This is a genomic window from Aquimarina sp. RZ0, from assembly GCF_008370685.1.
Classification (GTDB): domain Bacteria; phylum Bacteroidota; class Bacteroidia; order Flavobacteriales; family Flavobacteriaceae; genus Aquimarina.
The window spans coordinates 1-13,505 of record NZ_VTZU01000005.1; the positions used below are offsets into that span (position 1 = coordinate 1).

General features: G+C 34.2%; 13 protein-coding genes and 1 pseudogene. 3 read left to right on the forward strand and 11 right to left on the reverse strand.

Annotated elements, in window-relative coordinates; all coding sequences use genetic code 11:
• Positions 1-336 (forward strand): annotated as a pseudogene (locus tag F0000_RS03570) (hypothetical protein); the annotation flags it as partial.
• Between the two features lie 274 nt (positions 337-610).
• On the opposite strand, the gene F0000_RS03575 reads toward F0000_RS03570, so the two are convergent.
• Positions 611-1,186: a hypothetical protein gene (locus tag F0000_RS03575; RefSeq protein WP_149623333.1), complete on the reverse strand. Its 576-nt coding sequence runs from the start codon at positions 1,184-1,186 to the stop codon at positions 611-613.
• 57 nt (positions 1,187-1,243) lie between these two features.
• Positions 1,244-1,426: a hypothetical protein gene (locus tag F0000_RS03580; protein WP_149623334.1), complete on the reverse strand. Its 183-nt coding sequence runs from the start codon at positions 1,424-1,426 to the stop codon at positions 1,244-1,246.
• Positions 1,427-1,594: 168 nt separating this feature from the next.
• On the opposite strand from F0000_RS03580, the gene F0000_RS03585 reads away from it, so the two are divergent.
• On the forward strand, positions 1,595-2,209 hold the full coding sequence (locus F0000_RS03585) for a DUF6799 domain-containing protein (protein WP_149623335.1): 615 nt from the start codon (positions 1,595-1,597) through the stop codon (positions 2,207-2,209).
• A gap of 84 nt (positions 2,210-2,293) precedes the next feature.
• Here F0000_RS03585 and F0000_RS03590 read toward each other — a convergent pair whose 3' ends face one another.
• From F0000_RS03590 to F0000_RS03630, 9 genes are all read right to left on the reverse strand, one after another.
• Positions 2,294-2,998: a sulfite exporter TauE/SafE family protein gene (locus F0000_RS03590; RefSeq protein ID WP_149623336.1), complete on the reverse strand. Its 705-nt coding sequence runs from the start codon at positions 2,996-2,998 to the stop codon at positions 2,294-2,296.
• Complete coding sequence (locus F0000_RS03595) at positions 2,999-3,445, reverse strand: FixH family protein (protein ID WP_149623337.1); 447 nt, start codon at positions 3,443-3,445, stop codon at positions 2,999-3,001.
• 65 nt (positions 3,446-3,510) lie between these two features.
• Positions 3,511-4,932 carry a cytochrome c oxidase accessory protein CcoG gene (gene ccoG, locus F0000_RS03600; RefSeq protein ID WP_149623338.1) on the reverse strand — a complete coding sequence of 474 codons (1,422 nt, stop codon included), beginning with the start codon at positions 4,930-4,932 and terminating at the stop codon, positions 3,511-3,513.
• Positions 4,933-4,949: 17 nt separating this feature from the next.
• The gene (locus tag F0000_RS03605; RefSeq protein WP_149623339.1) at positions 4,950-5,906 is read right to left on the reverse strand and encodes a cbb3-type cytochrome c oxidase N-terminal domain-containing protein; all 957 of its coding nucleotides are present in this window, start codon (positions 5,904-5,906) and stop codon (positions 4,950-4,952) included.
• Complete coding sequence (locus F0000_RS03610; RefSeq protein WP_149623340.1) at positions 5,903-6,094, reverse strand: CcoQ/FixQ family Cbb3-type cytochrome c oxidase assembly chaperone; 192 nt, start codon at positions 6,092-6,094, stop codon at positions 5,903-5,905. The genes F0000_RS03605 and F0000_RS03610 overlap by 4 nt, the downstream gene beginning before the upstream one ends.
• A 102-nt stretch (positions 6,095-6,196) precedes the next feature.
• Positions 6,197-8,398, reverse strand: coding sequence for a cytochrome-c oxidase, cbb3-type subunit I (gene ccoN / locus F0000_RS03615; protein WP_149623341.1), 2,202 nt, complete (start codon positions 8,396-8,398; stop codon positions 6,197-6,199).
• 1 nt (position 8,399) lies between these two features.
• Entirely contained in the window at positions 8,400-8,597 is a 198-nt protein-coding gene (gene ccoS, locus F0000_RS03620; protein WP_149623342.1) for a cbb3-type cytochrome oxidase assembly protein CcoS, read from the reverse strand.
• A 157-nt stretch (positions 8,598-8,754) separates the two neighbouring features.
• The gene (gene pdxH, locus F0000_RS03625; protein WP_149623343.1) at positions 8,755-9,363 is read right to left on the reverse strand and encodes a pyridoxamine 5'-phosphate oxidase; all 609 of its coding nucleotides are present in this window, start codon (positions 9,361-9,363) and stop codon (positions 8,755-8,757) included.
• 5 nt (positions 9,364-9,368) lie between these two features.
• The gene (locus F0000_RS03630; protein WP_149623344.1) at positions 9,369-11,768 is read right to left on the reverse strand and encodes a heavy metal translocating P-type ATPase metal-binding domain-containing protein; all 2,400 of its coding nucleotides are present in this window, start codon (positions 11,766-11,768) and stop codon (positions 9,369-9,371) included.
• Positions 11,769-11,996: 228 nt separating this feature from the next.
• Here F0000_RS03630 and F0000_RS03635 point away from each other — a divergent pair, with 228 nt between their 5' ends.
• Entirely contained in the window at positions 11,997-12,908 is a 912-nt protein-coding gene (locus tag F0000_RS03635; protein WP_149623345.1) for a universal stress protein, read from the forward strand.
• Positions 12,909-13,505: the final 597 nt, after the last annotated feature.

The window sequence follows — 13,505 nt, forward strand, 5'->3', positions numbered from 1 at the left end:
ACCATTATTTTTACGAAATTCTCATCCGTAAATCGTATCATTCCTGTATATAGAGGGCATATTCTGACCAAAGAAGATGAAATGATACGGCAACATATTCTCAATCTCATGTGCCATTTAGAAACCGATTGGAGTAATCATTTTCTTCGTTTTGATGGGTTGTTGGCAGCTATCGTTGCCAGCCTTCAGGAAATGAAAAAAGATGGATTGGTAGAAATTACAACTCATACGATCAGGGTAACAGAAAAAGGGCGTCCTTTTGTTCGTAATATTTGTATGGCATTTGATGTGCGATTACATCGTAATAAAAAACCAGAAACACGTCCAAGCGTTTAGGATACATATAATTTTGATTCTATTCTAAAAATGTTAGGGCAAATAAATGTAGGAAGAATCTATGATTTTGAACCATTACACCTACATAATTGATTTATTACACGTCACATTTGTTTCTAGTATAATGCTATGCAAATTTTGTTGAGTACATTGCTTTTTATTTTCAATAATAGAAAGGCTTAAGGGTGTCAAATGAAATGTAAACATATGGTAATGTACATTACATTACCATATGTTTAATAGAGAATTTTATATCTGTTGATATTGTATAATATTATTGAGCAATAATTCTAAGTGTTTCCCCCCCTGCATTACTTACATTTCTAGACCCTATGCGATGATTTAAAACCTGATTAAAAACTATTCTTTCACAAAAATGTCCACATCCTCGTACCACCTGAACACGAGCAGCTCTTCCACTAATAACTTTTAAAGATTTAAATGTCCTTCCATTGTGAAAAAAAAGAGAATTTCCGGTAGTTGAAAAATCTAAACTATGTCCACGACGATTATAATCTCTCCAAGTTCTTACACGAGCGCTTCTTGCCTTTTCCGAAACGTAATGCGCATCAAGTTCTTCTGTACTATCAAAAGCATAAGCGTTTGTTCCTTCATAGAACATTGACAAGTTATCAGGGTTGACAATAGTACTAAGAGATTCAAGACCATCATAAGTCTTCCCTTTGTAATGATAAGTAGATTGAGTTATATCAATAATTTCTGGTGTACCTTCTTCTGCTTGTGATACTGCCGAGAGGTCATTTTGTATATCGTCTTTAGAACAACTTGCAAAGAATAAAATTCCTACTAATAAGATACACGATTTGATTAAATTTTTTGAATTTTTCATGAAAATGATTTTTAAATATTTGGTTATACTATTAAAACAAGTATGCGGTTGTTTACCCTACCTCAATCTTTTTACTGTTTTCCAGTAGTTAATGGTTAAATAGTTTTTTCTAGGTGGCTGATAATATTTTAATAAATAGTTTTTTTTTAGAATATTTTCTAATTCTCGTTTTAAACGTATTTTGGTATGCGTACCAAATTCTACAGTGTTACCAGCTTTTGTAACCTTAATTTTTTTCATCCGTCGAAAGTTGAGTCAAAAAGAGCATTTTTATAACGAATTAAAAAAAAAGTTTAAATCACTTCGTAAGTTTTATTCTAGAATTCACTCATTTTTTATAGAATGATTTATGTCATAGGTTGTTCTGATGATAGATAGTAAATTGAAGTAAATTTAAATCTTATAATCATGAGAAAGCTATTATTATTTTTCGGGTTGATGACCATCGGGACGGTAACATTAATTGCTCAAAATCAGCACCAGACTTTTGGGCAAACAATTCTTATGTATGTTGATGGTGATATGTTAAAAGTAGCAGACAGCGATGTCGCACTTGTTCAGAAAAGTATTATATTAAAAGATTGTACAGTACTCAATCCTGACGGCAGTTTTCGGGCTATGGATGGATATCAGTCTCGTTTAAAAGACGGAGAATGTATGGATATGTATGGTATTAAATATCGCAATGAATATCAATACAGGTATAAGACAAAAAAAGAAAATAAAGGGCTTGCCCAAAGCCAAATTGATAACAGGTATCAAAATAAGTTACATTATATAAAGGTTTCTGGAAAAGTCTATCAAGTTACAAATGCTTCTCAGGAACGATTACGTAAAAATGTAAACCTTGGCAACGGAATTTTAATAGAGCCATTCGGGATATACAAGGAATCAGGAAAAGAACAGGTTCGATTAAAAGATGGTGAATGTTTTTCTATGGGTGGAATAAAGTTTGAAAGTAGTTATGATCAAAGAAAAATGAGTGTAAAGAACATCAGAGAAACTAGGTTAGAAATTCAATAAGAAAACAGTTATGCCTAATCCTTTAAATTTACTGGAATACAAAGCCCTTCTTATTCTTGTGAATTTAAAGGATAAATGGTGTTACTAATGACATTCCATACTAGCAGATACAATTTCTGTTATCGGTTTTGGAGAAACATATGGGATGCCTAATCCCATTCCTCTTAAAACAAATAACAAACCAATGATGATCACAAAAACAGGAATTACTTTTTGGATATGTTTTCGTATCCATTTCCCTTTAAATAAATAACCAGAATAAACCACCGCTGTCATTAAAGGAATTGTACCCAATCCAAAAAGAAGTATATACAAACTGCTTTCTACTATATTTCCTAATGCGATGGCTCCAAAAATAGCAATATATACCAAACCACAGGGAAGAAAACCATTCAGAAAACCAATAGTCAGGAAGGTGTCGGGGGTTTTCTTTTTGAGTTCTTTTCCCAACACATTTTTAAGGGTTGCTATTATTTTATAGATTGGTTTAGAAAAATTATATTTCATTATAAGAGATGGAGGAATTATAACCAATAAAATCATTAATAAACCTATACTAACGGATAAACCCTGCTGGAGCCCGAAAATATGTAAACTTTTACCTATCAGCCCAAAAAATAATCCAATACTACTATAAGCAAGTAAGCGTCCCAGGTGATATAAGGAAATCTGAAAAAACTTCTTTAAGTGATTCTCGTGATCCAGTGGTAGCATAAAAGCAATAGGACCACACATGCCTGCACAGTGCAAGCTTCCTAAAAGACCTAATATAAACCCAGAGAATAGCATTTAGTATGTAAAAGGTTCTTTAAACAAATAAGGAATGTTCTCGCACTCCCAGTCAATGATAATATTCCACCGTCCTTTTACTAATTGATTGTTTGGAATTGTAATCTTAGAATCAACAAGAGTGATCGGAATTTCGAAATCCAGTTTTTTATTTGATGGACGATACAGGTATATATTCCCAGAAATTTTAGTATTTCCCTTATTCTCCGGAAAAACAATACACAATCCTTCCTCTATTTTCCTAATTGTAAGCCTGTTCTTTAGAGCTTTTGCATTTTTCTCAGCGTTGATTTCCTTCTGAAAAGCTAATTCTTTTTTATAATAATCTTCTGTGACCAAATCGTGCTCATACTTTTTGTCAGTATTCATTTTAATGACAAAGAATAGGATAAAGCTTATAAACCCTATGAATACTAATACAATGGCTGTTCCCCAGTTTATTTTCATGAAATGTAGTTTTTATGTTATTTCATTTTAAGTTATAATGCTTTTATAACAACGTAACCATTAGATTATCGATAACTTCTTGGTCCCAAAAAAGCTGTAGTTGTTGTTTCGATCAATGTATCATTACTGTATACTCCAATCTTTAAGCGGTTTTTATCTCCTGTTAATGCTGCAGTGTTAATATCAATAAACAAAGTTCCTTCTGCCAGGCCTTGTTTTGCAACCATAAAGTTCTTGTGCGTAACCACTTCAATTTCTCCTTTATGAGACAATAATTCAAAATGAACGTTTTTGATATCCAAGGTTGTTTTATTGACTAGTTTATAGGTATATACATTACTTATAATATTCTCGCCTTTATGCTCATACAGTTGACCAGGCAATCTTAAAATGGTAGCTTCTACATCATTTCTTAAAAAAGACATGCCTAAGAAAACTCCTATAAGGATGAATAAGACAGCAGTATATCCTTTTAATCTGGCTGTAAATTTGAAAGTTGCTTTTTTGGCAATATTCTCTTCACTGGCATATCGTATGAGACCTTTCGGGAGATCTACCTGCTCCATCATATGATCACAGGCATCGATACATGCAGTACAGTTTACACATTCTAATTGTGTACCATTACGAATGTCTATACCTATAGGACAGACATGAACACACTGGAAACAATCAATGCAATCTCCTTTACGACTAGAAGATCTGTCCTCATTTTTCTTAAACTTTGCTCTTCCTACTTCTTTTTCACCACGCTTATAGTCATAAGCTACCACAATAGATTTTGCATCCAATAGCACTCCTTGTAAGCGTCCGTATGGGCAAGCAATAATACATACCTGTTCTCTAAACCAGGTAAATACAAAATAGAAAACCGAAGTGAATATAAGTAGGGAAATTAACGTGCTCACGTGCGCAAAAGGGCCGTCTGTAATATATTTTATCAATTGATCACTGCCTATTAGATAGGCTAGAAATACATTTGCTATTAAAAAAGAAATGATAAAAAAGAGTATCCATTTGATGCTTCTTTTTTTTATTTTTTCAGCATTCCAGGGCTGTTTGTCCAATCGAATTTGTTTTCCTCGATCCCCTTCTATCCAGTATTCAATTCTTCTAAAAACCATTTCCATAAATATGGTTTGCGGGCATATCCAACCACAGAATATTCTACCAAAGGCAACAGTAAATAAAATAATGAATACGACTCCTATAATCATCGAAATGACGAACAAATGAAAATCCTGAGGCCAGAATGGAGCGCCAAAAATATTGAAACGTCTTTCTAATACATTAAATAGCAAAAACTGATTGTCATTGATCTTGACAAAAGGTGCAGAAAACAGAAAAATTAATAAACCATAACTGACCCATTTGCGATAATTATAAAATCGCCCGTTTGGTTTTTTAGGATACACCCATGCACGTTTCCCTTCTTCGTTTATAGTACCGATAGAATCTCTGAATGTTTCTTTTTCTGGTGTTTCCAATGTGGTTTTATTATTTATTATTCGTTTACCGCAACAGACGTGGAATCCGTAACTGTTTCAGGAACTTCTTTTGTGGGAGTTTCTTCTTTAGGAGCATCAGGGTCTACCCAGATTTCTCCTTGCGGTTCCTTTGGTTCTGCAGGAGTTGTGCCTCCAAGGGTTATGACATAACTTGCTACCTGTGCCATTTCAGCGGGTTTCAAAGTTTGTTTCCAGGCGACCATTCCCTTTCCATCACGTCCTCCTTCAGAAATTGTTCGAAATACATTTTTGATTCCTCCTCCCAGAATCCAATAAGGATCTGTTAAATTAGGTCCGATTCCACCACCTCCATCAGGTTTATGGCAGGCCACACAATTCGTTGTAAAAATGCCTTTCCCAGCGTTGATATCAGAAGTTTCTGTTAATAATGTTACTGTATTGATATCAACCAAATCTTTAGCGTTTTTCTTATATTCTTCTATCAAAATAAGTGCTTCAGCCACCTCGGTTTCATACTCTTCAGCTTGAGTATAATCACTTAATATGTGAAAACGAACCAGATAGATTACCCCAAACAAAATGGTGGCATAAAAACTATATACCCACCAGGGTGGGAGGTTATTATCCAGTTCTTTAATTCCGTCATAGTTATGATCTAATATGATTTCGTCTTCTTCTTCGACAGGTTTGCTATCTAGTAATTTTTTGTAGGTGCTTTTGATCCACCGGAATTGTTTTTCATTTCTTTGTTGTTCAGCTAGTAGATATCGCTGCTGAGCTTTTGGTTTCAGTGATTTAAACAATATACTTTTCAGGGCTGCGATACATATTTCTGCGGCTACAGAAAATAGTAATAGGATGCTCAGGGCTAACCAGGCCACGGGTTTTGCTATAAACGCTGATTCATCTCCTGATTCGATTGCCCATTCTATTAAGAAATAAGATATGAATAGAAAAGCAATTACTCTTATATAGGATGCTGTACTTCTCATAGGGTTAGTTCTTTTTTGTTTTCTGTTTCCAAGGGGATGTTACTTACTTCTTTGATATGCTCTTTTTTTGCGGTGAAAACCCACCAGAATAACACAGCAAAGAAGATGAAGAATATTAGAAGAGAGATCATTGGATATATCTCAATCCCGTCAATACTTTCCATATGGCCTTTTATAAATTTTAACATGATTATTTATTTTACCACCTTGGAGTCAACTCGAATTTGTAGTAGCATATTTTTGGTAAAAATGCTTCTACACTAGCCAAGTAAGACATCAAAAGTGAAATTCTATTTTTTGTTTTGAACGAGTTCTTCTTTGTTTTTAACCTTAATATCAGTTCCTAATCGCTGAATGTATGCTATGAGAGCAATTACTTCGCGATCTCGCATTTCTATAAAATCTAATCCGTTTTCTTTTGCATATTTTCTATCCGCTTCATAGGATTTTGCAAAATCGGGATCTGTATACAGGTTTTTCTCGATTAGTGTGGCTTGCTCATCCATCCATTGTTGTGCTCTTGCAATTTCTTCGGGCGTGTATGGCACACCCAATGTTACCATTGCTTTCATTTTGATCCCTGTTTTGGATCGATCTAATTCGTTTTTTATTAGCCATTTGTAGCTGGGCATAATAGATCCTGATGAGGTACTTTGGGGATCGTAGAAATGATTGAGATGCCAATTATCAGAGTATTTACCTCCAATTCTCATTAGATCCGGACCTGTTCGTTTACTTCCCCAAAGAAAGGGATGATCATACACATATTCTCCTGCTTTTGAATATTCACCATACCGCTCTACTTCACTGCGGAACGGTCGAATCATTTGCGAATGGCATGAAACACAACTTTCTCTGATATATAAATCTCTTCCTTCTAATTCTAGTGGTGTGTATGGTTTTACACTGGTAATAGTAGGGATATTAGAATCAATCATTAGTGTGGGTATAATCTGCACCGCACCACCAATCAAGATAGCAATTGTGGCAAAAATCGTTAATTTCACTGGTCTTCTCTCTAGCCAGGTATGGTATCCTTCTTTACTGGTTCTACGGCTGGAGACTTTTGTTAATGGAGCAGCTTCTGCCAGTTCATCAGTAACCTTACTACCTTGTTTAACTGTTTTAATAACATTATACAGCATGATAAACATCCCAAAGATGAACATACTGCCTCCAATAGCCCGCATCCAATACATCGGAATGATTTCGTTTACTGTTTCCAGAAAATTTCCATAAACGAGGCTTCCATCGGGATTAAATTGTTTCCACATAGAGGCTTGCACGAATCCGGCAACATACATAGGTAAAGCATACATTATGATCCCTAAGGTGCCAATCCAGAAATGGGCGTTAGCCAATGTGGTAGACCATAATTTTGTTTTAAAGAGTCTTGGTATTAACCAATATGCCATCCCAAAAGTCATAAAGCCATTCCAGGCGAGGGCTCCTACATGCACGTGTGCAATCACCCAATCACTAAAATGAGCGATAGCGTTTACATTTTTTAAGGAAAGCATAGGGCCTTCAAAAGTAGCCATCCCATACCCGGTAATTGCGACCACCATAAATTTTAATACCGGATCGGTACGAACTTTGTCCCAGGCTCCACGTAATGTCAATAGCCCATTAATCATTCCTCCCCAGGATGGAGCGATCAGCATAACAGAGAATGCCACTCCGAGATTCTGTGCCCAATCGGGCAAAGCAGAATAGAGAAGATGATGAGGTCCTGCCCATATGTAGATAAATATTAGAGACCAAAAATGTACAATCGATAGTCTATATGAATACACAGGCCTGTTTGCAGCTTTTGGAATAAAATAATACATCAATCCAAGAAAAGGCGTTGTCAGGAAGAATGCCACGGCATTATGGCCATACCACCATTGCACTAATGCATCCTGCACTCCGGCATACACAGAATAACTTTTTAAAGCACTAACAGGAAGTTCTAAACTATTAAAAATATGCAGAACGGCAACCGTAACGACTGTTGCCAGATAAAACCAGATGGCTACATATAAATGTCGTTGTCTCCTTTTTAGAATAGTGCCTATAAGATTCCAACCAAAAACTACCCAGATAATTGCAATGGCAATATCAAATGGCCATTCCAACTCAGCATATTCTTTGGAGGTTGTATATCCCAAAGGAAGGGTGATAGCTGCTCCTACAATAATTAACTGCCAGCACCAAAAGTTGATGTTACTCAGAAGATCATTAAACATACGTGTTTTTAGTAATCGCTGCGTAGAAAAATAAATTCCTGCAAAAATGGCATTTCCTACAAAGGCAAAGATAACTGCATTGGTATGCAAAGGTCTTAATCGCCCAAAGCTCAACCATGGAATACCATCAGTGAGATTTGGGAATAAAAACAAGAATGCCAAAAGTAATCCAACTGACATGCCTACAATACCCCAAAGTAATGTGGCATATAAGAATTTTTTTACGATAGTATTATCGTAATAGAATTGTTCTATTTTCATATTATGATTGATTGTTATTAGTAGGTGCTGAAGAGGATTTTTCTTTGGGTTCCTTCACCAGTTCATCATCAAAAAGCATCCTGATAGAAGGAGTATAGGTATCATCATACTGTCCGTTTTTGACTGAAATTATAAAGGCTATAAAAAAAATGACAGCAACGATAATACTGATTGTCAAGAGTACATAAATAACACCCATATTTGTTTTAATTATGTATCAAAAGTATGCGTGAAGATTTTCTTAAAAAATGATATTTATCAGGTTTTAACGTATGTATTTTACTTTGTTTTAGGAATTTTTGCAGGTAGAATTACGACAATTATTTTGATAACTATTTTGTCTTTAATACAAAGGATTACGGAGCTTTGGTATATCTGATCTCTTTTGACCAGTTATAATCCGATTGGAGTTTGAATTTGGTTGTACAATTACAACCTATTTGCGGATCTTGTTCTATAAATTCTATGATGCAGGGTTTGATAATATATCCTCCCCAGTATTGAGGTTTGGGGATGGTTTTGTTTTTAAATTTAATTTCATATGCTTTTAGGCGATTTTCTAATATGTTGCGAGATGAGATAACTTCACTTTGATGAGAAACCCAAGCACTTAATTTACTTCCTTCTGGTCGAGAATCAAAATAGCCTTCGGATAAATTTTCTGGGATTTTTTCTGCTTTTCCTGAGATTAAAACTTCTCGTTTTGATAAAGCCCAATTGAAATAGATAGAAACATTATTATTTGTTTCTATAGCTTTTCCTTTCTCACTATTATAATTTGTAAAAAAGATAAAACCTTCCCAGGTAAACCGTTTTAATAAAACGATTCTACTTTTTGGAAAACCATCCAGCCCAATTGTAGAAAGTAACATAGCATTGGTTTCTTGTGCAGGGTAGTTTGTATCAACTTCATAAAACCATTTCTGAAAATGTGCTATAGGATTATGATCGTTTATAGATTTCATTCGTGTTATTGAAGGCTTATCTTTCTTCCTTTCCAATTTGTTAATACGGTAACATAAACAACCATAGATATAGAACTTAATGGCATTAGAATTGCTGCGATTATGGGTGATAGCTGACCGGTTACTGCAAAATACAATCCAAGAAGGTTATATAAAAAAGAAAGGATAAAGCTGGATTTAATAATTTTCATAGTACTTTTTGATGCAAGAATATAGGTGTGTAAATGTTCAAATCTTGTTGCATCCAAAATGCCATCACAAGCAGGCGAAAAAACAGTTACATTTTCGGAGATCGCGATCCCAACATCACTTTGTGCCAATGCACCTGCATCATTTAATCCATCTCCAACCATCATAACCTTGTTTTGATCTTTTTGTATAGATTTGATATACTCTAATTTATCTATTGGTTTTTGATTAAAAAATAGTGAGATATTTTTGGGTAATATTTGTTGTAAGTATTTTTTTTCTCCAGAATTATCTCCGGAGAGAATACTAAGGTTATAGGTTTCAGAAAGGATTTTAAATAATTTTTTAACACCTTTCCGATAGTGATTATGGAAAATGAAATGCCCTTTATAGCTGTCATTTGTACTTATGTGTACCGTAGTATTCAATTCATTTTTAGGATCGTTGTTTCCAATAAATTTTGCAGATCCTACTTTAATAGAATTTTCCTTAAGTTTTGCTTCAATTCCCTTTCCTATATGTTCTTGATACTGGTCCAGTGTTATTATTTCGTGTTCTGCAAGTATTTCGTATAATGTTCTGCTAAGAGGATGGTTGGAGGAACGCAGTGTATTTTTTAATAGTGATTCTTCTGCTCGGGTTAATGCCAATCCATCATAGTCAACATCATTTTTTTTATTCGTGGTGATGGTACCTGTTTTATCAAAAATTACAGTATTAATAGTAGACAAGCGCTCGATAACATCTATATTTTTTAGATAAAACTTACTTTTTCCAAAAATGCGAAGCATATTTCCCAATGCAAAAGGTCTTGCTAATGCAAGTGCGCACGGACAGGCGATAATCAGTACTGCTGTAAATACATTCATTGCTTTTGATGGATCCATCAGAATCCAGAAAGCGGTCGCGATGGAGGCAATACATAAGATAACTATTGTAAAGTATTTACTGATTTTGTCAGTTAGGTTGGTAAAGGTAACTGATCTGTCTTTGTCAAAAATTGTGTTGCTCCATAATTGGGTGAGATAACTTTGTTCTACAGATTTAATGGCTTCAATTTCTATAGCGTCATATAATTGTCTTCCGCCTGCATAAAGTTGATCCCCTGATTTCTTGGCAACAGATTCACTTTCGCCTGTTACAAAACTATAATCAATTTGGGCATTGCCGTGAATAAGAATTGCATCTACGGGGATCAATTCTTCATTTCTGATCAGAAGACGATCTCCTTTTTTAATAGCATTTATCTGGATAGTATCTTCTCTCTTTTTGTTATTTTCAAAAACTATCCTGGTTACTGCAATAGGGAAATAAGACGTATAATCTCGCTCAAAAGATAAAAAAGAATAGGTTTTTTGTTGAAAAAACTTTCCTAATAAAAGAAAAAACACCAATCCGGTAAGGCTGTCAAAAAACCCTGTACCCCAGTCAAATAGGATTTCTGAAGTACTTCTTAAAAAAAGAACGATGATCCCTAAAGCAATTGGAATATCGATATTTAAAATATTAGTTCGAAGCCCTTTTGTGGCAGCAATAAAATAATCTTTTGCAGCATATAATACTACCGGTAATGAAAACCCAAACATCAACCATCTAAAAAGATATTTATACTTCTCTAACCAATACTCTGACACTTCAAAATACTCTGGGAAAGACAGAAACATTACATTTCCAAACGCAAAACCAGCGATCCCCAATTTGTAAATAAGGCTTCGATCAATTTTCTTTTTGCCTTCCGTATAGTCTTCCAGGCTGATATAAGGTTCATAACCAATGTTTGTGAGTAAGATAGCTACTTCTTTAAGAGAAATCTGATGTTGATTAAAGGTGATACGAACGATTTTTTTTGGAAAATCAACTTGAGAAGCTGTTATATGGGGTTGAAGTTTATGTAGATTTTCTAATATCCAAATACATGAACTACAATGTATATGTGGGATATAAAAAGTAATAATCGTGGTATTCTTATCGCAAAACTCTATTAATTTTTGAGCAATAGAACTCGTATTGAGGTAGTCAAATTTTCCTTTGATTTCTTTAGGAATGGAGCCCGGAGCAGCTTGTAAGTCATAATAACAGGATAGATCGTGACTCGAAAAAATATCATATACAGTTTTACACCCATTACAGCAGAATGTTTTTTGATCAAAATCAATTACGAATTTATCGCAATCATTACCACAATGGTAACATGTGGATGCTATCGTCATATACATTTTGTTTGCTACAAAAATGAAAAAGACTGATCTGATAACATATGACATAAATCATAGTTCTTCTCTTCTCTATCTATTAATTTTGGAACAATTGCCTCATAGTTATACTGTATCATGAAATGTATCAGAGTTTACACAAGGTTTGCTGTCTAAGACAATTATGATTGTATGATTTTGAATTTTGCATATGGTAGAAAGTTTAAATTAACTTTTTTTTAAAACAATCAGATGAAAAAGATATTATTACCCACAGATTTTTCAGGAAATTCATGGAATGCTATTGAGTATGCAGTAGCACTTTTTAAAAATTCAGTGTGTACTTTTTTTCTTTTGAATGCATATAGTGAAATTGAGTATGAGTCTGTTCATATTTCGGATATACCATCAGAACGTGCTACAGAAAATACCATTAGGGTAGCTGCTATAAAGAATCTGGAGCATATAAAAACAACTGTAGAAAAAATACATCCTAATCCAAAACATTCATTTGAAATCGTGGCTGGATTAGGTTTGCTAACCGATGTCACACAGGAGATCGTGAAACGAGAAAAGATCGATCTTGTCATTATGGGAACAAAAGGCGCAACCGGAGCAAAAGAAGTTTTTTTAGGGAGTAATACAGTTCGCATGATTAATAGGATTAAGAATTGCCCGGTTCTGGGAGTGCCAGAAAGTTTTACTTTTGGCTTAAAACCTTTAGAAATAATATTTGCTACAGATTTTAATCATTTTTATAGTAGAGAAGAGTTAGTACCTTTACTAGATATTGCAACATCCTTTCATGCAATAGTGAGAATAGTGTATGTGCAAAAGGATACTGATGTTCTTACCGAGGAACAAAAGTTTAATTTAGAGATGTTACAGACATACCTAAAAGGAATTAAAAACTATCAGCATACATTGGTGAATAGCACTAACTCTATTGCTGAATCACTTACTACTTTTGCAGAAAATATGGGAGTACATCTGATAGCAATGCTTTATTATAAACATGGTTTTATCGAAAAACTAACTCGTGAACCGGTCATCAATACTGTTTCTTTTCATACTAGAATACCATTTTTAATACTTCCCGAATCAGGGATGAGTGCTTCTTTTTCCAGCACCCTGAAGAGTGCTTCAAAACTTTATAATGGGTAATTTTTTGAAGTTTTTTTTTTGGAATAAAAGTATAAAAATAGTATTTCACTAGTATTGATACAATCTCTCTTTTCCATTTTCCAGCGTATTGCTATCAATTATTTTTTATATCATTTATGTTTTAAATTAGCGATCCCCGAAAATTTAATAATAAAATTCGTCATCCTATGATTTTACTAATGTTTTAGGATATTTAAAGGCTGGAAAACCTTTTTAGGTTCATGAAAAGGAAATGTCTACTAAAACGCTTGTAATCAATGTTGTAAATCCCGGTTTTCTCTTTTAAAATTGATGTTTTTGAAAAAATCGGGGGATGCCTAATTATCTTTAAAAACATATCAAAAAAGATAGAAGTATACTAAAAAAATCGTCTAATACATACCAGTTATATTTAGAATCTCTGATCCTCGAACTATTACTATGATAGGAAGGATCTTAGTTTATTAAAGGCCAAAAGCCCTATTTATAATGGAAGTGTAATTATAACCCTGTCTCAGGGTTAAGCCCCAGGAGGGCTCTGGGATCTAGCTCCCAGAGCCCTCCTGGGGCTTGGTCGCTAAATCAAGTGCCACTCGATCTTCAAATCTAATATATAAT

Coding starts and splice junctions, on each gene's coding strand:
- ccoS (WP_149623342.1), bottom strand. CDS start 8,597: ATGGGTGTTATTTATGTACTCTTGACAATCAGTATTATCGTTGCTGTC.
- F0000_RS03635 (WP_149623345.1), top strand. CDS start 11,997: ATGAAAAAGATATTATTACCCACAGATTTTTCAGGAAATTCATGGAAT.
- F0000_RS03580 (WP_149623334.1), bottom strand. CDS start 1,426: ATGAAAAAAATTAAGGTTACAAAAGCTGGTAACACTGTAGAATTTGGT.
- F0000_RS03610 (WP_149623340.1), bottom strand. CDS start 6,094: ATGTTAAAATTTATAAAAGGCCATATGGAAAGTATTGACGGGATTGAG.
- F0000_RS03575 (WP_149623333.1), bottom strand. CDS start 1,186: ATGAAAAATTCAAAAAATTTAATCAAATCGTGTATCTTATTAGTAGGA.
- F0000_RS03630 (WP_149623344.1), bottom strand. CDS start 11,768: ATGTATATGACGATAGCATCCACATGTTACCATTGTGGTAATGATTGC.
- F0000_RS03590 (WP_149623336.1), bottom strand. CDS start 2,998: ATGCTATTCTCTGGGTTTATATTAGGTCTTTTAGGAAGCTTGCACTGT.
- F0000_RS03585 (WP_149623335.1), top strand. CDS start 1,595: ATGAGAAAGCTATTATTATTTTTCGGGTTGATGACCATCGGGACGGTA.
- F0000_RS03595 (WP_149623337.1), bottom strand. CDS start 3,445: ATGAAAATAAACTGGGGAACAGCCATTGTATTAGTATTCATAGGGTTT.
- pdxH (WP_149623343.1), bottom strand. CDS start 9,363: ATGAAATCTATAAACGATCATAATCCTATAGCACATTTTCAGAAATGG.
- F0000_RS03605 (WP_149623339.1), bottom strand. CDS start 5,906: ATGAGAAGTACAGCATCCTATATAAGAGTAATTGCTTTTCTATTCATA.
- ccoN (WP_149623341.1), bottom strand. CDS start 8,398: ATGAAAATAGAACAATTCTATTACGATAATACTATCGTAAAAAAATTC.